The following is an 18,969-nucleotide window of genomic DNA, read 5'->3' on the forward strand; positions in this document are numbered from 1 at the left end:
TTAGGCCTCCAGCCGGACATCAACAAGGGGGTAGGAGTTGGTAGGTGCCAGGTTGATCCCGGACACCCGCTCCCGGTGGGCGAGGACGGACTTGGGGACGAACGCCCAGGCGCAGGGCCAGGTGTCCCACACGGCCTGCTGTGCGTCGTTCAGCAGTTCGGTCCTGCGGGCCGGGTCCGCTTCGGCGGAGGCGGCCTGGATCTTGGCGGTGACCTCGGGGATCACGTAGCCCTGGTAGGTATCGCGGGTGGCTTCCTTCTCCGGGGTGCCGGAGTACATGCCCTGCAGCATGGTGATGGCTAGGCCGGTAGGGCTGGGGTAGCCGTTGCCCAGGAGGTCCCAGTCCCCCTGTTTGCCCTGGCGCCAGGCCAGGATGTTGCCGCCGGGTTCGAACTGCTGCAGTTCGGCCTTCACGCCGATCTTGCCGAACATCTCCACCAGGGCCTCCATCACGGAGGTGTCGGAGGCGAACTCGCCGGTTTCCCAGATGATTTTCAGGGTGAGGTCCTTGACGCCGAGCTCCGCGAGCCGGGCCTTCGCTTTCTCCGGATCGTAGGTGTACACCCCGGTCTTGTGGTACCCGGTGAGGCTGGAGGGCGTGACGCCTTCGGCCTGGGTGACGGAGTCCACCAGCACGTCGCGGACCAGCGCCTCGCCGTCGATCGCCATGCTGAGGGCCTGGCGGACGCGGGGATCGGCCAGCGGGTGGCCCGCGGGCTTGCGGAAGTTGAAGAAGATCTGGTTCAGGCGGAGGCTGGACGCTTCCTGGAGTTCGACGCCGGGAAGTCCGGCGAGCTGTTCGCGCGAGTCGGGCGTGATGGAGTCGATGACGTCCACCTCGCCGCTGCGCAGGGCGATGACGCGGCTGGATTCCTCGGGGAGGAACCGGACTTCCACGTTCTCCACCTGCGGTGCCGGGCCCCAGTAGTTCTTGTTGCGTTCCAGGCTGTAGGTGCCGGCGCCGCGGTTGAACTTGGTGACCACGTACGGGCCGGTGCCCACGCCTTCCTGCAGTTCCTCCGGCTTGTTCTGCGCCGCGGGGGTAATCAGGATCATGCTCATGAGGGAGTCGAGGATGGGCACGGGCTTCTTGGACACCATCTTGAAGGTGCGGTCATCCACCGGCACCACCTGGGGGAATTCGGGGAAGAAGCCGGCCACGAAGGAGCCCTGCACCTGCTGGTACATCTTCAGCGCAGTGGCGATGTCCTCGATCTGGACGGGGCTGCCGTCTGAGTAGCGGATGCCTTCACGGAGCGTGACGGTCCATTCGGTGGGTCCGGTCATCTCGAAGCGTTCCGCGAGCACCAGGATGGGCTTGGTCTCGGGGCCGATGGCGGTGAGGCCCTGGCGGACGGACCGCTGGACGGTGACGGCGGCGTCGAACTGGTTGAGCTTGTTGTCCAGGCTGACCAGTGAACGGTTCAGTGCCAGGGTCAGGGTGCTGGCACCGGGGAGGCCGGTGGGGCCGGCGCAGCCTGCCAGGCTTCCAGTGCCAAGCAAGAACCCGGCCGCGGCGCCAAACTGCAGGAGGCGGCGCCGGGAAATCTCACTTCCTTGAGGAAGAACGGTCATCGTTGACCTCTCGGTAGAACGGTGATGACGGCCCGCCGGTTGGCTGGCGCCGTGTTATGTCCATCACTTTGCCACCTCTGCGCGAATTGCGCAAGCCATCTAGCGTGATTCGCGCAGACATGTCATGATGATGGAAAGCATCCCGCTTCCGGCGGGGTCACAGCCCATGACGGATCCTATGGAGAGGAGCACAGTGGCTCACGTATTTGTGCAGGCCGACGATTTCTCCGGCGCCGCCGAGGTTGGCTACTGCTTTCTGGAGCACGGCCTCTCTGCGCAGGTTCTGCTGGGGACAGACGCGCTGGGAACGCACGACGGCGCTGCCTCCTCACCCGGGCACGTCACCGACGTTGTGGTCATCGATACCCATTCACGCGGCCTTCCCGAAGCCGCCGCCGAAGCGCAGGTAACCGAAGCATTCTCAGGTTCCGGTGCCGCCGACGCGCAGGTCCTTTTCAAGAAGATCGACTCACTGTGGCGCGGGAACATCCGCACCGAAGTTGCGGCCCTGACCAGCCTGGGCTTCCACGCCGTTGTGGCCGGGGCACTCCCCCAGCTGCAGCGTACGGTGCAGAATGGCAGGCCATTTGCGGCCGGGGTTCCGCTGGGTCAGACCGAGCTGTGGCAGGCCGAGCTGTCCGCCCCGCCGGCCGACATTTTTTCCCTGCTTAGCCCGGGGAGGCCAGCCTCGGTGCAGACCCTGGGCCTGGCCGAGGTCCGGTCCGGCTCTCTCACTGCAAACCTGGCCGAGAAGCTGGCCGGAAAGCTGGAATCAACCGAACCAACAGTCGTGGTGGCTGACGGCGAGACGGTCCAGGACATGCAGCACGTGGTGGATGCGCTGCTGGAGCTTGGCTTCACCGCCGGCGGCCGCCGCGTGGTACTGGTGGGGACCGGCGGAACAGCTGACGTCCTCGCGCAACGTCTCGCCGCACAACTTGCGCGAACTGCGCAATCTCCGGCAGAAACTGATGCAACCAGCCCTGAACCGCAGCTGGCTGCAAAACCCGTTCTCGCCGTCGTCGGCTCCGCCTCCACAACTGCGCAGAAGCAGCTGGCCCAGCTGGAAGCCCGCGGCTTCACCGTGGTCCGGCTGAACCCGGACTACGCCGGCACTGCCGGTGCCTATGCCGCCGAACTGGCCCAGGTTTGGCAGGCCTTGGCCGCAGGAAGCAGCGTGGCTGTCACCATTGCAGCCGCAAAAGTGGACCCGCCCAACGCGGCCAGCATCGTCCGGGCGCTCTCCGGCTTCGCAGCCGAAGCAGCAAAGGACACAAAAACTGACCTGATCCTCACCGGCGGCGAGACGGCCCGCGAAGTCCTGGACGCCGTCGGCCTTCACAATCTCGTGCCGCTCGCTGCCGTGCAGCACGGCGCGGTACTCAGCCGCGCCGAGAACGGAACGCTGGTGGGCACCAAGCCCGGCAGCTTCGGCGATGACCTCGCCCTTGTACAGCTTTACGACGAGATCCGGGAGCGCCGCGGCCAGTCCGCAGACGCTCCCGCCAAAACCCTTCCCAGCAAGACTTCCGAACAATCTGGAGCAGACATGACCACCGAAGCAGCAAACACCACCGACCAGAAGAGCCTCCCCATCGTCGCCGTCACCATGGGCGACGGCGCAGGCGTGGGACCCGAAGTGGTGGTGGCCGCCGTGCTGGATCCGCAGAGCAACGCCGAGTGCCGGCCCGTGGTGATCGGGGACGCACTGCGCCTCCGCCAGGCCGCCGACATCCTGGGCATTAAGGCGGACGTCCAGAAGATCGAGAACGTGGAGGATGCGGTGTTCACCCCGGGCCGGGTGAACGTGATCGACCTGGCGCTACTGCCGGAGGACCTCGCCTGGGGCAAGCTCTCCCCCGTTGCCGGCCACGCCGCCTACGAATACATCCGGGTGGCGAGCGAACTTGCCATGGCCGGAAAGGTGCAGGCCATCTGCACCGCGCCGCTGAACAAGGAGGCGCTGCACGCGGCCGGACACATCTTCCCCGGCCACACCGAGCTGCTGGCTCAGCTGACCGGGACGGAGGAAGTGTCCATGATGCTCTCCACGCCCAAGATCAAGGTCATCCACGTGACCACGCACATTGGGCTGATGGACGCCGTCCGCAAGATCAACCCGGACCTGGTGGAACGCACCATCCGCCGCGGGCATGAGGCCCTGCTCCGGGCCGGCATCGCCAACCCGAAAATCGGCGTCTGCGCCATCAACCCGCACGCCGGCGAGGGCGGACTGTTCGGCCAGGGCGAGGAAGCCGAGAAGATCGAACCCGGTGTGAAGGCAGCGCAGGCCGCAGGAATCGACGTCACGGGCCCGCTGCCTGCTGACACGCTGTTCTTCCTGGCCGGCCGGGGCGACTACGACCTGGTGGTGGCCATGTACCACGACCAGGGGCACGGCCCGGTGAAGGTGCTGGGCATCGAGGCCGGCGTGAACATCACGGTTGGCCTGCCGGTGATCCGCACTTCCGTGGACCACGGCACGGCCTTCGACATTGCAGGCAAGGCGATCGCCGATTCGCGGTCCATGGTCGAAGCCCTGCACCAGGCGGCGGAGATGGCCACCCGGCCCGCGGTGGCCGTGTAGGCCTGTCCGGTGGTTGAGCCTGTCGAAACCCCTTGATCTGACGGCCGGAACTAGCATGGTAACCACGCCCACGGGAAGGAGACCGGGAATGCTGTCGGCAAATGCCAGGCGGGAGGAGATCTACCACCTCGCCGTCACCACCGGTCTGGCTTCCGTGGAGGAACTCTCCGCCCGGTTCGAGGTGACCGCCTCCACCATCCGACGCGACCTGGCGCTCCTGAACGGGCAGGGCCGGCTGGCCCGCACCTACGGCGGCGCCATGGCCATGGGCGCCCACCCGGAGGCGTCGCTGCGGCAGCGCACCGGCGAGGCGTTCGAGCAGAAGCACGCCATCGCCCGCTGGGCGGCGTCAATGATCCTGCCCGGGGAGAACCTCCTGCTCGACGCCGGCTCCACCGTGGGTGCCCTGGCCCACGAACTGCGCGGCTTCGAAAAACTTTCAGTGACCACGCCGGGCATCAACACCATGCAGGAGCTCGCCGAGTCCGAGGGCATCGAGGTGGACTGCCTGGGCGGCCGGCTCCGGAGCGTGAGCCAGAGCTTCGTGGGGCCGCTCGCCGAGGCGGCGCTGGAGCGGATGAGTTTTGACCGTGTGTTCCTCGGTGCCGACGCCGTCACCGCCGAGGACGGCATCTGCGAGGCCGATCACGCCCAGACCCGCCTCAAGGAACTCATGGCGCGGCGCGGCAATCTTGTGTATGTGCTGGCGGACTCCTCCAAGCTCGGCCTGCGGCCCTTCCACGCGTGGGCGCGTCTCGCGCTGCCGTGGACACTCGTAACGGACGACGGCGCCGATCCTGAGCAGGTGCAGAAGTTCCGGGATGCAGGGGTTGAGGTTGAGGTGGCCACGGTTGACGGTGGTTGAGCCTGTCGAAACCGAGCCTGTCGAAAACCATGCCAGCCGATAGGCCCGGTCTGGTGCACGCGCTTCGGCGATTGCCGGCAAGTGGCAGAATGACCTCACACCTTCAGGAGGATAGGCGACACGAATGAGCGACACCGACGGCGATGCACGGCGGCGGGAACTGGGCGACAATGCAGGCCCGGTTGAGGAGGAGGTGGAGGAATCCTTCGACCGCACAGTTGAGGAAGGCGCGCAGCGCCTGAACCGCTCCTTTCGGGACGTCCTCATCACCGGCCTGTTCGGCGGGTTTGAAATAGGCGTTGGCATCATGGCCTACCTCGGCGTCCTCTATGAGACCGGGAACCACCTTCTCGCGGGACTGGCGTTCAGCGCAGGCCTCATCGCCCTCCTGCTGGCCAAGAGCGAACTGTTCACGGAAGGCTTCCTGGTGCCCATTGCCGCCGTCGTGGCACGGGAGGCAAGCTACGCGCAGCTCGGGAAGCTCTGGGGCGGCACACTCATTGCCAACCTGGTGGGTGGTTGGCTGTTCATGGCATTGATTATGACAGCGTTCCCGCAGTGGAGCGGCACCATCGCGAAGGAAGCCACGTACTTTCTCGACGCCGGGTTTAACTGGAGATCCGTGTGTCTTGCCGTGCTGGCTGGGAGCACCATCACGCTAATGACCCGCATGCAGCACGGGACGGACAGCGTGACCGGCAAGATCGCGGCCGCTGTTGTTGGCGCCTTCCTGCTCTATGGGCTGCAGCTCTTCCATTCGATCCTGGACTCGCTGCTGATCTTCGGTGCCATCCACTCGGGCGCTGATATCAACTACCTTGAATGGCTCGGCTGGTTTTCCTATGTGGTGGTCTTTAACGTGCTTGGCGGGATCCTGCTGGTGACCGCGCTACGGCTGGTGAGCGCCAGCAAGCTGGTGAAGGAACGGCGCGACGACGCACCCGAGGACCCGGAGGCCGCGCACCACCCCGGTTAGGTTTCCACTCGGTGGGACTGTGAGATCGGGCTGCCCCGTTCGCACTCTTATTCTTGAATGGTGACTATTACCCAGGCCGTGCTTTCGTTCGCGGTGGTTGCCGGACTCCTTACACTCGTTCCCGGAATCGACACCGCGCTGGTTCTCCGCTCATCCATTTCCAAGGCCCGCAGTTTCACTTTCGCGACGGCCTTGGGAATCTGCACTGCCATGGTCTGGGGAGTTGCAGCCGCCGTCGGAGTCTCCGCACTTCTGGCCGCCTCCGATCTGGCGTACCGGATACTGATGCTTGCCGGCGCGGCGTACATGGTCTGGCTCGGCACGCACCCTACGAGCAAGGCCTGCCTCTACCTGGCGCGGTTGACGGGAGTGGATCGCAGCGCGCTGCGCGAGCTGTTGAAGCGCTCGCTCGCCGAGACGCTGTAGTCTCCGCTGGTGGCTGGTTAGCCGGGAATGACCCTTCCGTTAGGTTCCCCCTAACGGTGCGCGGAGGACGTCTTCGCGGCTGTAGTGACCCACGACGTCGAACAATCGCTTCGCGGTCATGCAGCGGCCCAGGTCGACGTCTGCGGTAACGATCCCTTCCTGGTCGTAGAGAGGACCTGCTATGGCCCGGCCCTGAACTGGCTCGAAGATCGCCGCGCCACCCCGTCCGAGGGCCTTGCCATCGTCTGGCAACTGAACCGGGAAATCATCGGGAAACGCAGAGCGCGGGATGTATTGAGGAGCCGAGACCACAAACGCGCCGGATTCGATCGCTATGTGGCTCATCGTGGAGATCCAGCCGTCATCGTCGTCGGCCGTTGGGGCCGCCCAGATCTGCACGCCCTGACGGTAGATCTCGTAGCGAGCGAGAGGCATGCGGTTCTCCCAGCAGATGAGGCCGCCAACCCGCCCGATTGGAGTCTCGATGACATTCAGGTCCTGGCCGTAACCGACGCCGTGGAAAAGGCGTTCGTGCATCGTGGGCATCAACTTGCGGTGCTTCCAAAGCAAACCCTCAGGACCAAGCAAGACCATGGTGTTGTAGAGGCTTCCGGGCCTGGCGGATTCCCTTTCGTTCACTCCGAGCACGCAGTAGATGCCGTGCTCGGCGCACGCCTTGATGAAAAGGTCGATGTGAGGGCCGGGGACGTCCACAGAGTTGGCCCAGAGACGGCTCCACATCTGATCAAATCCGCCGAACAGGACCGCGGCATGGGCCCAAGCACCTGACGGGTACAGCGGGATGAACGTTTCCGGGAACACCGCGAGTTTCACGCCCTCACCTGCTGCTTCGCCGAGGAGATGAAGCGCCTTTGACACCGTGGCCTCCGCATCGAGGATGACCGGAGTGGCCTGAATTGCAGCGATGCGCACAACACTTGCGGACATATCGAAACGTTGGACCCAATTCAACGCCTCGTCAATACTGCAGCGCTTCATCGATCAGCCATCCGGCGGGGGGCAGACTCTTGACCGCCATGCCGGCCCGGTCCAGCATGGAGAGACATGCTGGCGGTCTCCAGAGAGATGGAGGTTGACCATGGCCCGGGGAAATTTCGACCATCGGTTCTGGGTAGGACAAGTCCCCAGATGGGCCGGTGCCGCGGCGATGCTCGGCGGTGTGCTGTGCGTCCTTGCCGCCATCCTGCACAATCTGGAACCGGTCGGCTGCATCGGCATGGACTGCGAGACAACCGCCCTGCGTTCAGCAACGGGGTTTGTCCCTGTGGCGGCCGCCGCCGCATCCCTTCTCATACTGGTCGGGGTAGCCGGCCTGACACTTCTTGCCCAGCGATCCGGCCAACACCTGAAGCTTGCGAACGCCGGCCTGATTGCGGCCGCAGTCGGGTTCATCCTGCTGTTTACCGGCGGGCTCATCCAAGCAGCATTCTTCGCCGGCGACTTCCCGGGGATGCCCTACTTTGTCGTACCCGGGCTGCTGGCTGTCATCGCAGGCCTCCTGATGATCGGGGTCGTCATTCTCCGTTCCGGTGTGCTTCCCCGATGGCTCGGCATCTTCTTCGTGGTCAGCACTGCCGCTTTGCTGGCAGCCAATGAACAAACATCTGCCGTCCTGCTCGCCGTACCTTTTGGGCTCGCCATGGTGGCCGCCGGCTACTTCATGTGGGCAGGGGCGGCAGCCGTGCAGCCACCGCTCCCAGAAGCAGCGAGATAGCCGAACAAACCTCATCCAAACGAGGGTGAATCATTAGAATCGACCATGGTGGAAGTGAGAGCGCGTCCGCCAGCTTGAAGCCGACCGAAGCGAGTGCCGTGTAACTTAGGCATAACATCCCCCGGTCCGAGGACGCTCATGACTAACGCCCACACCACGCCGCGCTCATACAGTCTCCAGCGCGAATGGTCCCGGGCGTTCACCCTGATGTTGCTGGCCCTCCTGGTCGGCGCCGTGGTCACCATCGTCGGTGTCCGGTTTGTGGTGAACGAGATGGAGGATGCGGCCAGCCGGCTCCAGGCGGAATACGCCAGCGTGGCGGCACTCACTGATGCCCTCGAGACGCACGAACAGCTGGGGCAGCAGTTGCTGGCATCGGCACCGGTGAACAGGCAGGCGTTCGTCCTGGAGCAGCAGGACATTGAGCGGCTTTTCGAGAAGGCTGCCGCGGTCAAGGCTGCGGATAGTGGCCGGCCGGAGGCCCTGGCCGAGGCGCGCCGGGACTGGCGGGCCGGGCTGGAGAAGGGCGGCCTGTGGGGCGATAAAGCGCTCACCCGCACCGCCCACAACGTCGCCGACGCCGCGGCGCTTGCGGCCGCCAGCTCCAACGTGCGTACAAAGCTCGCGGCAGTACAGCAGTCGTCGCTGCAGGCCCTGGACCGGGGCCTCGTGGACACCCGCGCCGTGGAGAACCTCCTGGTGATTGGCAGGGTGGCACTGTTCCTCGTGGTCATCGGCGCCACGCTGTACTTCCGCCGCCGCATGGTCAAGGACCTAAAGCGGCCCCTCAACGCCCTGCGCCACGGCGTCCTGAAGCTGCAGGCCGGGGACTACAGCCACCGCCTGGGTGTCGCGCGGCGCGATGAGCTGGGCGACGTGGCAGTGGCGTTCAACGGGATGGCCGCCGCGCTCCAGGACAGCCACACCGCCCTGACCTACCGTGCCACGCACGATGAGCTCACCGGGCTCGGCAACCGGGCGGCACTCGCTGAGCGGCTGGCGGCGTCGTTCGAACCGGACACGGGCATCCGGACCCGGCACGAGGGCCTGCTGTTCATCGACATCGACGACTTCAAGGACGTCAACGATTCCTTCGGCCACGAGTGCGGCGACGCACTGCTTGTGCAGCTGGCGCAGCGGCTGCGGGCCAGCGTCCGCAGCCAGGACCTGGTGGCCCGGCTGGGAGGCGACGAGTTCGCCGTCGTGGTGGTGGATTACGACGACGGCACTCCCGCGACGGGGCCCGTCGCCGACAGGATTTACCAGTCACTCAGCGCGCCTTTTGTGATTGACGGGAGGTCGCTGCACGTCTCCCTCAGCATGGGCGTTGCACAGCGGACGGCGGACGCCGCGGATGTCACGGAACTGCTGCGGCAGGCGGACTCGGCCATGTACCGGGCGAAGCACGGCGGCAAGGCGAGGTACGAAATTCATGGCGGCGGTTGAGTTGGCCACGTTCGGTCGTTGAGCCTGATGACGGCGGGCTGGTAGTCATTTACGCATTCTTTTACATGAACACTTGACTTGAACATTCGTCCATGTAACGGTTGTCACAGCACGGTGATCCACCTCACGATGACGCGATGTAACTGACATTCACCGGGCATGTCTTTGTAAAAGATTTTCGGCTAAGGAAACGGTTGAAGCCATGAATGATGCAGGCACCATTCATTCCCCGGCAGTGACGACGGGGAATGCAATTGATTTCTGGGCAGCGAAGCCCCTGGAAGCCCTTGGAGGCGATTATGGGCGGCTGCGCTGCCGGTTCATAAATGCCCATCCGGTGGGCAGCTGGGATGACTTTGTACTCTCGGAATGGACGTTGGATTCCTGCGCCTGGGAGGACTTCCACCCGCACAGTGAGACTGCTTTCGTGCTCGAAGGCGAACTCCATATTGAGAGCCAGGGCAAGACTGTCGTCCTGAGGCCGGGCGATTCGGCGCGTGTGAATCCGGGCGGCGTGGGCCGGTACTGGGCTCCCGTCTATGCGCGGATGGTCACCATTTATGGCCCCAACCCCGAAGGCCTGGAATCGCACTCCTTCAAGTACTCCGAAGTCTGAGCTCGCAGCACCAGTAGAAGTTTTAAGTAACTCCTTGAAAGGAAAACAAATGACACAACAGACAGCCTCCATCTCCGCGGCCCTCATCCGCGACGCGAAGAATGCTACGGAGCTGGACGATTGGGGCCCCTGCCCTGAAGCAACCGGACAGCAGATGGACACCCGCGGCATCTATCTGTGGAAGGACGAAAACGGTGCCGAATCCGGCATCTGGGAATGCACCGCAGGACCCTCCCGCTGGGTTCTTGAAACGAACGAATTTGTGCACGTTCTTTCAGGCTCGATGACCATCACCCCGGACGGCGGCGAACCCGAGCTCGTGGGCCCCGGAACCACGGTCTTCATCCCCCGGGGCTGGCGCGGTAACTGGGAGATTCACGAGACACTGCGCAAACTCTATGTGATCTTCTGATCACGAATAAAAGCTATCAACAGAGAACCATTCCAAAACAAAGGTGAACGGCTCTGGCAAAGACAGTCAGAGTTTCGCAACACTATCCACAGGAAAGATCATGGAAGCCACAAGACTAGGAACATTCACGAAGGCCGGATCTATCCACAAAGTGGAAAACGGCTTTATCGGACTGCCGTCAATGAACGTCCCAGGAGTCGACGCCGCCATCGGCGACTCCCTCACCCACCCCAACGGTTCAGTCATGAGCTCCGGATTCTTTGAGCTCAAGGCCTCCGCGCCACTGGTCTACACGTACACGTGCGACGAAATGAAGGTTGTCGTGAAGGGTGAATTCATCCTCACCGACCGGGCGACAGGGGAAGTGACCCACGCCAAGGAGCGCGACGTACTCTTCTTCCCCATGGGAGCAGAAATTACCTTTGAGACCCCCGACTACGGCCTGGGTTTCTTCACTGCTCACGGCTCGATGTCATCCTAAAGCAGCTCTAAGCGGCTCGGTTCATGGCCGCCACCATCAGGGGGCGGCCATGAACAAGGGCAAACAAGGACATAGGCCCTAAACGCCGGCTTTAACCAGGAGCGCATCGATCATCATGAAGAACTGGGCGCTGTGATCGGCAGCCTTCGGGTCGGTCATGTACTGGATGGCCGCGCCGTCGTAAATCATCAAAAAGAGTCTCACCAGCGTCGGGAAGCCTACGCGGCACTCCTCCCCGCTGTTTTGGGCGGCTGAGGAAAATATGTTTCCCAGCTCCACTTCATAGGCCGGATAAATTTTCGCAGCCAGCGGGCTGACCGCGGCATTGCGTGTTGCCCAGAGAATGAGTTCGATCTCGGCAAGTATGCTTGCCGGTTCTTCCTCCAAAGCGCGCCAGTAGCCTTCGGCCACCTGCTCCACAGCCTTGCGCAAGCCGAGGTGGACCGGGACGTCGCTGGAAAAACGGCTCAGGTTCTTCAGCCAAGCCTCGGCGGCCTTGTCCATGAGCTCGTCTTTATCGCTGAAGCAATAATGGGCCGTGGCCAACGGGGCATTAGCCTCCTTGGCAATGGCACGCATAGTCACCGACTGAATACCCTCACGGCGCATGATTTCAACCGTGGCTGCAATCAGCTGTTCTTTTCGTTCCGACGCGGCTACCCGCATAGACCACTCTCCATTCCTCGGTACCGCCGAAGACCGTATCCTGGCTGTGGATGCAACAGCCAGGATACGGTCCGGATCGCCAAAATCCGGTAGTTACCTCGCGGCCAGGATGTCGCCTACGGCAGGCGAGCCGGTGTCCACATCCTGCGAAGGTCCCTCCAAGTACCGCTTCATGGAGTCATCCATGGCATTGAGCCAACGGGTGTGGTGCTTGGTCGCCATTGTCCCGGTGACCACGGAGCGGTGGAGCATGTCGCGGTATCCCAGGATGTCATCGTGTTTGTGGTGCATCCAGTCCTTGAACAGCTGGCAAACAGCGTCCAGGTCAAAGGACGGGTAATCCGTGGCCTCGATGAGCTCCCGCAGGTAGTCCGTCTGGAAGTCGGCCTCGGCGTCGTGATCGGTCAGCGCGGCCTGGCGTTCAAGCCACGCATCGATGTCCTTTTGGCGCTCGGCAAGGGACGGCAGCTCAATCACGCCGGTCATGACGTCGCGGGCAAACCAGGCCTGCGCGTCAAACATGTTGAAGGTGTAGTACTGGTCCTGCGCACCCAGGTAGAAGAGGTTGGTGTTCTGCTGCCACACCACACCCTTGTAGAGGTTGCCCGGGTACAGCACGTTCGGCGACTTCAGTGAGAGTTCGCTGGGCAGGTACGGATACTTGTGCTGGTATCCGGTGCAAAGTACGACGGCGTCAAAGTCACCCTGGGTGCCGTCGCTGAAGTGTGCGGTGGGGCCGCTGAAGTGGGTGACGAGCGGGCGCTCCACCGTATTCGCCGGCCAGTCATAGGCCATGGGGGTTGTGCGGTAGCTGAGGGTGATGGAGGCAGCGCCCATCTTGTGGGACTGCATGCCGATGTCCTCAGCGGAGTAGCTGGAGCCGATCATCAGCAAATTCTTGCCATAGAACCGCTCTGCGCCGCGGAAATCATGGGCATGCAGCACTTCACCCGGGAACGTCTTGATGCCCTTGAACTCCGGGACTGACGGGACGGAGAAGTGGCCGGTGGCAACCACCAGTTTGTCGAACACGTGCGTTTCGGTTTTGTTGGTTTTCAGGTCCTCCACCGTCAGCGTGAATTCCTGGGTGTACTCGTTGTAGCTGGTGTGCCGCGCCACGCTGCTGAAGCGGACGTACTTGCGGACGTCGGACTTCTCCACGCGGCCCTTGATGTAGTCGAAGAGGACTTCGCGGGGCGGAAAGGACGAAATAGGACGGCCGAAGTGTTCGTCGAAGGAGTAGTCCGAGAACTCCAGGCATTCCTTGGGTCCGTTGGACCACAGGTGGCGGTACATGCTGGAGTGAACCGGCTCGCCGTGGGCATCCAGCCCGATGCGCCAGCTGTTGTTCCACTGCCCGCCCCAGTCGTCCTGCTTCTCAAAGCACATGATGTCGGGGATCTCGGCCCCTTTTTGGCGTGCTGATTCGAATGCCCGCAGTTGTGCCATGCCGCTGGGGCCTGCACCGATGATTCCTACTCGAAGTGTCATGCTGCTCTCCTCTTCCAAAATTTATGGGCGCCGATGAGTGGCTTTGTGAATTAGGTTGCGCTGGACAGTGCTTACGGGTTGAAGGTGCGGTCGCCGGCGAAGAATCCCAGGCCGTACTCGGGGGTCTCGAACTTAACGGTGGTGCCCTTGGGGAAGAACAGCACATCGCGTTCCTTGGCGTGCGTCACTTCACCTGTGGTCTGGTCCGTGAGGATGAATTCACCCTTGATGACAACCTTCATTTCGTCGTAGGTGTAGGTGTACACCAGCGGCTCGGAAGCCTTCAGCTCGAAGAATCCGGCGCACATGACGGAGCCCTCCGGGTTGTGGAGCGAGTCGCCGATGGCAGCAACAGTCCCGGGCTCGTTCATCGACGGCAGTCCGATGAAGCCGTTTTCTACCTTGTGGATGGATCCGGCCTTGCTCAGTGTTCCTACGAGGGTGGTTTCCATGGTTTCTCCTGTGAATTGGTGAAAAGTTCGTAACAACTAATCAGTGAACTGTGTATTTTCGGTGGCTATATGGCGCCAATTGGGATTGCGCTTTTGGCGCATAAGGGACTGCATTAAAGGTCACCTCTGAAACCGGGTTATGGCTCCGGGAGGACTGGTTGCAAATCCGACATTCCTGATTCTCTAAAGACCGGTTAAGCTCGGCTCTGAACTTTCCGATGTGAGGTGAATCACGTTGTCCGTCCAATGACTTTCACATGAACGGCCGTACAAGTCAATCGTTCAGGACAACTTTTGCGGGATTATTTTTTGAGAACTGACACTCACATGCGAACCCTGGCGACGATCCACATTCCTCCTCATGGACCCTTGACTGGGACGCCTGTCAATGTCAGAGTAATCGAATCCGTGATCCACATCACGTTGATGCACTTGATTTTGGATTCACCGAAAGTTTCCTAAGCAGGCTTCCAATTGAAGAACGGTGAAAGATTATGTCCACAGCCACCCAGGCCCCGTCACTGACGACCGGGCAATCGATCGACCTCTGGTCAGCGAAGTCCATGAAGGTCATGAAAGACGAATGGCCGCGGTTGCGCTGCCGGTTTGTCAACGCGGATCCCGTAGGCCGATGGGAGGACTTCATACTCTCGGAATGGGAACTGGAAGCCTGCGGCTGGGAAGACTTCCACCCGCACTCCGAAACGAACTTCGTCGTGGAAGGCGAGCTTTACATCGAGTCCGAGGGCAAAACTGCCATCCTGAGGCCCGGTGACACAGCACGCGTAAACCCCGGGCAGCTGGGCCGATACTGGGCACCCGTCTATGCCCGCATGGTTACCGTCTACGGACCCAACCCCGATGGCGTGGAGTCGCACTCCTTCCGGTACTACGAACTCTGAGCTTCAGACTCCTTCACAGCCGGTCCAGGCTCGCCGCCGGCATCAACTCCCCACGGCCATTCCCTCACGTTCAGAGGGAGTAGTCCGCAGAAATCCACCCAAGCACAACCATAAGTGCTTCTGCATTTCTGTAAATCAACCGCCATAAGGCGGAAAGCATCATCTCATTTCACCTCGGCAGACCCCGGAAATCCCTTCGGTCCTGAGGGCAATGCACCGACATACTTGCGCGGTAATCTCTCTCGCATTCTCCGATTTCCCAACAAGTCCATGCAACTGCACATTGCAGTTGCAGTATTTGTCGAGCCATAAATCGTTTTGAAGATAGCGATGTATGGCTTGCCCATTATGTGTGCGCACCCCGCGGGTCGTTCGGCGTCTTTAAACAGCCACCTACCGCACGGGAATGAACTAGCGCAGCCAATTTAGATGTTCAAAACACTGGTTATTCAAACCAAAACACCAGGCGACTCGAAGTCGTCTTAGGAGACTCTTATGAGTAAAAATCTTTCGGATGGCGTTGGTCACCTGGAAAGGTCCATCAACTGGAAGCAGGGTCTGGCCATTGCGCTGGGCGTACCTTTATTGATTCTTCCTTCCCTGGGCTACCTGCCGATGTATATGGCCGCCGCAGCAATCATGGTCTGGGGGTTGTCAGTCATCCAGGGCTTCATCCAGAACGCTGCCTACGCTGAACTGGCCACCACGTTTCCCAAGGCCAGCGGCCTGCCAGGTTTCGCGCAGCACGTCTTCCGCACCGAGAACTATAAAGGCAAGTACGACAAGGGCAAGCTGATCGGCGGCTTCTCCGCCTGGAGCTACTGGTTTGCCTGGAACCCGGTCCTGGCGATCTTCGCCATCCTGGTGGGCGGTTACCTGCATGGGCTGTTTCCGGTGCTGGCCGAAAACTTTACCGAATATCAGCTCACGTTGATCTCCGGCCTGGTGATCTTTACGGGACTGTCCATTGTTAACTGGTTCGGCCTCAAGGATGGCGCCATCCTGGGTTATGTCCTGGCGGCTGTTTCTTTGATACCGCTGGTTATCCTCACCGTGGCACCTTTTGCCACCGGACACGTTGACATGGCCAATATTACCGGCAACTGGTGGCCGTCTGACTGGGCCTGGGACATGCACCACGTCCTGATTCTCTTTGGCATCTTCGCTATCGCACAGTGGAGTGCCTGCGGTTGGGAGACCGCAGCCATCTACGCCCCCGAATACAAAAACCCGTCCAAAGATGTCCCGAAAGCCCTGTTTTCCTGTGGCGTCGTCTGCTTCCTCTCATACGTGCTGGTTCAAGCAGCAGTCATCGGCGTGCTTGGTGTTGAGGGTGTGATGGCGGAGCCTGTCTCGCCCCTGATTCCGGTGGCCCAGGCCGTCTTTGGCCAGGCCGGTTCAGTCATCACCATCATCATGCTGATCGCCGCCATGATCCTCATCATCCAGACGGCCTACCTTGGCTCTTCCCGCGCCATGCACTCCATGACGACGGAAGGGAACCTGCCCCGTGTTTTCGGAAAAACGAATCGCCACGGAACACCCTTTGTTGCCATGTTCGTCACCGCCGCGTTCAACATGGTCCTGATTTCCATGGGATCCATGGCTGCAATTCTTGCGGCCGCCGCGATTGGCTACACCTGTGCCAACGGCATCAGCCTGTTCGCCTACGTCAGGGCCAAAAAGCACCCGGCCTTTGCCACGCTGGAAAGGCCCTTCAAAGCGCCCAAGGGCTGGAAGCATGTCGCCATGATCTTTGGCCTGTTCAACCTGCCGCTGTGCCTGATCGGTGTGGTCTACCTGAACAGCCAGGAGATTGGCTGGACCTCGACCTGGCTCGGCTTCCTCGTTTTGTCGCTCTACATCCCCATTTGGTTCTATTCCCAGCGCGAATCGGGGCGCTCGAACAACGAAGCAGCCACTGCCGGCTCCTTGGCCAACGATTCAGATAACGATGCCGAAGACCTGGAAACGGTACCAACTTCCAGGTGACAGCGATTTGTTCAGGATGAGTGCCGTCGTCGTAATGAATTACGACGACGGCACTCCCGCGCAGGCCCGGTGGTTGAGCCTGTCGAAACCTCAGACGCTCGGCACCGCTGTGTTGGTTTCGACATACTCCTTGATGTCCACCAACGTCTTCCGGCGAGCCCGGAGGAGTAAGTTGGCCAGCGGCTCAAGGAGCCTGTTGAAACCGGTGAGATTGGCCTGCACCCAGAACCGAAGCAAGGTTTCCCCGTGCTCGGCGGGTGCCACGGACAGCCGGAACACGATGCGGCTGCCCGGGCTGTCATTGTGCATAACAACGAGCCGGTCCTGGTCGAAGACGACGCACTGATAGTCGGTCTCGTGGCGCCACACGAGCAGGTCAAGGCGCTCCATGACAGCCTTGCTGCCCACGCGCATGGGACCTTCCGTCAGTGGACGGATGGCTACTATCCCGTCCTCCCACTTGGGCTGCGTCTCAAAAAGATGTGTTCCCACCACGTCGAAGACGATGGACGGCGGCCGGTGGATGTAGATCGAGCCGTCAAAAGTGGCCATATGCAGCACTCCTCCCCGGTCAATCCGATGGCGGTAATTTACGCCTCCGCGGGAAGCCCGTCTACACCGGCACCTGCAGTGATGCCGTCCAACACCCTGCGCAGGCCCCAGAGGTATTGGTCCGTAGAGATGTAGCCGGCCATCACTCCCGCGACCGCTGCGGATAGTGGGTGGGTGTCGGCGGGGATGGCGGAAAAGCCGGCCCGGCGCGCGCTGACCCGTTCTGCTTCCGAGCGTCATCGGTTCCGATCCCTCTTGACAAGCTACTGAACGGTGTCCAACCTTTGTACATCGCACAGCCTCCGTACGATGCACAGCATTCTCCGAAAGCCGGACATCATGGCTGCCTCACATCCCCAGACGAAGACTCTTCGAGCGACCGGTGCTTTGTTCGTGGTGAGCGCGCTGGCGTTCGCTGCGGCCGCCACCACCCTGTCGGTGTCGTTCGACTGGCCGGACATTCTGCGGGAACCTCCCAGCGTTGTGCTGCCCGCCTTCGACGCCGGCGGCGCCGGGCTGGTCTGGACCTGGTTCGCCACGGCCTGGACGTACGGACTCCTGGCCGTTCCGATCCTCTTGCTTCCTGCAGCGCTCGGCCTACGGGACCATCCGGCCATGCGGGTGGCCACCTACGCGGGCGCCGCCTCGGTGCTCCTGTCCGTCATCGGATTCCTGCGCTGGGTTTTCGTGGTCCCGCCGCTCGCTGCCTCCTACGTCACCGGGGATGCCACCACACAGGCTGCCGTGGACGCTGCTTGGACCGCCCAGCACCAATTCGGCGGAGCCCTGCTCGGCGAACACTTGGGCCAGCTGCTGGTCATCGGCTGGTCGATGGCCCTCAGCGTGATCATCCTGCGCAGCGGAATCCTCCCTCGCTGGCTTGGTGCCGCGGGACTGATCGTCAGCATCCTTTACCTGCTGAACCAGGGCGACATCCTTGCCACGGCCCTGCCCGGATTCCCGGTCTGGGACCTGGCCGGCCTCCTCGGCAGCACCGGCTGGGGACTGTGGGTGGCCGCACTGGGCGTGTTCATCCTGATCCGTTCCACCCGCCGCACAGGTCCCGCCGCCACCTAGTGCCGGCGCTGATGGACTTCCCCGGCCGGCAGGATGCGGGGCCTCGCAGGATTGGTGTTGTCCACTACCCGGGTTGCACGTTGCCACGGCTGAGCGGCCTCGAAATAGAGCCGCTGGCCACCCACATACCTGCGCATCGACTGATGTTCGGGGTCCGGGTGGCTCCCGTCGCGCACAGCCATTCGCCGGGCCGTCTCCGTAAAGGGAACGTCGAGGAAGCACGAGTAGTCCCAGCATTCCGCGAGTTCGTCACGGTGAAGAAACATGCCCTCGACGATCACCACGGCGTCCTCTGGCGCCTGGCGTATCGGAGGGCCTGGCCTGACATCCTTCCGGTGGTCGGTGGCAGCCGGCCGGTAGCACCCGTTCCCTCCTCGTCCCAGCGGAACGAGGACATCACGAAACAGCGTCTCGTAGTCATAGGTATCGAGCCAGAATCCTTCCGGGGACTCCCGCCCCCGCTGGTGCCGAACATCCCGGAGGTTCAGGAAGTCGTCCACGCGGATGACGATTACTGGCCTCTCACCGATGACTGCCGCAAGGTCATCGGCAAACGTGGATTTGCCGCTTCCGTCCACACCATCGACGGCGATGAGGCTTCGTCCCATCCCCTCAGGCAGGAACTCCTTGGCCAGCGAGCGCAGCAAGACGGTCCTGGCCGCCGTCGGGCGTGATTCACTCATCCGCCCATGCTGCCATCTGGCCGCGGCTGACGGTG

At 62.2% G+C, this 18,969-nt stretch carries 19 protein-coding genes; 12 read left to right on the plus strand and 7 right to left on the minus strand.

Going from position 1 to position 18,969, the window contains the following annotated elements; genetic code table 11:
* Positions 1 to 1,575 carry an ABC transporter substrate-binding protein gene (locus tag J2808_RS11085; protein WP_309816008.1) on the minus strand — a complete coding sequence of 525 codons (1,575 nt, stop codon included), beginning with the start codon at positions 1,573 to 1,575 and terminating at the stop codon, positions 1 to 3.
* A 193-nt stretch (positions 1,576 to 1,768) separates the two neighbouring features.
* Here J2808_RS11085 and pdxA point away from each other — a divergent pair, with 193 nt between their 5' ends.
* The 4 genes from pdxA (at position 1,769) to J2808_RS11105 (ending at position 6,429) form a co-directional block, all read left to right on the plus strand.
* Positions 1,769 to 4,162 carry a 4-hydroxythreonine-4-phosphate dehydrogenase PdxA gene (gene pdxA, locus J2808_RS11090; protein ID WP_309816011.1) on the plus strand — a complete coding sequence of 798 codons (2,394 nt, stop codon included), beginning with the start codon at positions 1,769 to 1,771 and terminating at the stop codon, positions 4,160 to 4,162.
* An 88-nt stretch (positions 4,163 to 4,250) separates the two neighbouring features.
* Positions 4,251 to 5,027, plus strand: coding sequence for a DeoR/GlpR family DNA-binding transcription regulator (locus J2808_RS11095; protein WP_309816013.1), 777 nt, complete (start codon positions 4,251 to 4,253; stop codon positions 5,025 to 5,027).
* A 124-nt stretch (positions 5,028 to 5,151) separates the two neighbouring features.
* Positions 5,152 to 6,003 carry a formate/nitrite transporter family protein gene (locus J2808_RS11100; protein WP_309816015.1) on the plus strand — a complete coding sequence of 284 codons (852 nt, stop codon included), beginning with the start codon at positions 5,152 to 5,154 and terminating at the stop codon, positions 6,001 to 6,003.
* A 60-nt stretch (positions 6,004 to 6,063) separates the two neighbouring features.
* Entirely contained in the window at positions 6,064 to 6,429 is a 366-nt protein-coding gene (locus J2808_RS11105) for a LysE family translocator (protein WP_309816018.1), read from the plus strand.
* 39 nt (positions 6,430 to 6,468) lie between these two features.
* On the opposite strand, the gene J2808_RS11110 is transcribed toward J2808_RS11105, so the two are convergent.
* Positions 6,469 to 7,377 (minus strand): carbon-nitrogen hydrolase family protein, encoded by a 909-nt coding sequence (locus J2808_RS11110; protein WP_309816019.1) that lies wholly within the window; start codon positions 7,375 to 7,377, stop codon positions 6,469 to 6,471.
* A gap of 151 nt (positions 7,378 to 7,528) precedes the next feature.
* Here J2808_RS11110 and J2808_RS11115 point away from each other — a divergent pair, with 151 nt between their 5' ends.
* The 5 genes from J2808_RS11115 (at position 7,529) to J2808_RS11135 (ending at position 11,119) form a co-directional block, all read left to right on the plus strand.
* Positions 7,529 to 8,164 carry a hypothetical protein gene (locus J2808_RS11115; protein ID WP_309816021.1) on the plus strand — a complete coding sequence of 212 codons (636 nt, stop codon included), beginning with the start codon at positions 7,529 to 7,531 and terminating at the stop codon, positions 8,162 to 8,164.
* 138 nt (positions 8,165 to 8,302) lie between these two features.
* Complete coding sequence (locus J2808_RS11120) at positions 8,303 to 9,610, plus strand: diguanylate cyclase domain-containing protein (RefSeq protein ID WP_309816024.1); 1,308 nt, start codon at positions 8,303 to 8,305, stop codon at positions 9,608 to 9,610.
* A 202-nt stretch (positions 9,611 to 9,812) separates the two neighbouring features.
* Complete coding sequence (locus J2808_RS11125; protein ID WP_309816027.1) at positions 9,813 to 10,226, plus strand: cupin domain-containing protein; 414 nt, start codon at positions 9,813 to 9,815, stop codon at positions 10,224 to 10,226.
* Positions 10,227 to 10,275: 49 nt separating this feature from the next.
* Positions 10,276 to 10,638, plus strand: a complete 363-nt coding sequence (locus J2808_RS11130; RefSeq protein WP_309816029.1) for a cupin domain-containing protein — start codon at positions 10,276 to 10,278, stop codon at positions 10,636 to 10,638.
* Positions 10,639 to 10,738: 100 nt separating this feature from the next.
* A complete protein-coding gene (locus J2808_RS11135) occupies positions 10,739 to 11,119 on the plus strand; it encodes a cupin domain-containing protein (RefSeq protein WP_309816034.1) in 381 nt (126 codons plus the stop codon).
* Positions 11,120 to 11,197: 78 nt separating this feature from the next.
* Here the strand turns inward: J2808_RS11135 and J2808_RS11140 are convergent, their stop codons facing one another.
* The 3 genes from J2808_RS11140 to J2808_RS11150 all read right to left on the minus strand — a co-directional run bounded on the left by J2808_RS11140 (position 11,198) and on the right by J2808_RS11150 (position 13,728).
* A complete protein-coding gene (locus J2808_RS11140; RefSeq protein ID WP_309816037.1) occupies positions 11,198 to 11,785 on the minus strand; it encodes a TetR/AcrR family transcriptional regulator in 588 nt (195 codons plus the stop codon).
* Positions 11,786 to 11,878: 93 nt separating this feature from the next.
* On the minus strand, positions 11,879 to 13,276 hold the full coding sequence (locus tag J2808_RS11145) for an NAD(P)/FAD-dependent oxidoreductase (RefSeq protein WP_309816042.1): 1,398 nt from the start codon (positions 13,274 to 13,276) through the stop codon (positions 11,879 to 11,881).
* A gap of 71 nt (positions 13,277 to 13,347) precedes the next feature.
* Positions 13,348 to 13,728 (minus strand): cupin domain-containing protein, encoded by a 381-nt coding sequence (locus tag J2808_RS11150; protein ID WP_309816045.1) that lies wholly within the window; start codon positions 13,726 to 13,728, stop codon positions 13,348 to 13,350.
* A gap of 494 nt (positions 13,729 to 14,222) precedes the next feature.
* Here J2808_RS11150 and J2808_RS11155 point away from each other — a divergent pair, with 494 nt between their 5' ends.
* Together J2808_RS11155 and J2808_RS11160 are read left to right on the plus strand one after the other, a co-directional pair.
* Positions 14,223 to 14,630, plus strand: coding sequence for a cupin domain-containing protein (locus tag J2808_RS11155; RefSeq protein ID WP_309816049.1), 408 nt, complete (start codon positions 14,223 to 14,225; stop codon positions 14,628 to 14,630).
* 495 nt (positions 14,631 to 15,125) lie between these two features.
* Positions 15,126 to 16,622: an APC family permease gene (locus J2808_RS11160; RefSeq protein ID WP_309816051.1), complete on the plus strand. Its 1,497-nt coding sequence runs from the start codon at positions 15,126 to 15,128 to the stop codon at positions 16,620 to 16,622.
* A gap of 90 nt (positions 16,623 to 16,712) precedes the next feature.
* Here the strand turns inward: J2808_RS11160 and J2808_RS11165 are convergent, their stop codons facing one another.
* Positions 16,713 to 17,174, minus strand: coding sequence for an SRPBCC family protein (locus J2808_RS11165; RefSeq protein ID WP_309816054.1), 462 nt, complete (start codon positions 17,172 to 17,174; stop codon positions 16,713 to 16,715).
* 309 nt (positions 17,175 to 17,483) lie between these two features.
* Between J2808_RS11165 and J2808_RS11170 the strand changes: the two genes are divergently transcribed.
* On the plus strand, positions 17,484 to 18,251 hold the full coding sequence (locus tag J2808_RS11170; protein WP_309816059.1) for a DUF4386 domain-containing protein: 768 nt from the start codon (positions 17,484 to 17,486) through the stop codon (positions 18,249 to 18,251).
* On the opposite strand, the gene J2808_RS11175 is transcribed toward J2808_RS11170, so the two are convergent.
* Positions 18,248 to 18,934 carry a nucleoside/nucleotide kinase family protein gene (locus tag J2808_RS11175; protein ID WP_309816062.1) on the minus strand — a complete coding sequence of 229 codons (687 nt, stop codon included), beginning with the start codon at positions 18,932 to 18,934 and terminating at the stop codon, positions 18,248 to 18,250. The genes J2808_RS11170 and J2808_RS11175 overlap by 4 nt on opposite strands.
* Positions 18,935 to 18,969: the final 35 nt, after the last annotated feature.

It is taken from the genome of Pseudarthrobacter sulfonivorans, assembly GCF_031454915.1.
Classification (GTDB): domain Bacteria; phylum Actinomycetota; class Actinomycetes; order Actinomycetales; family Micrococcaceae; genus Arthrobacter; species Arthrobacter sulfonivorans_C.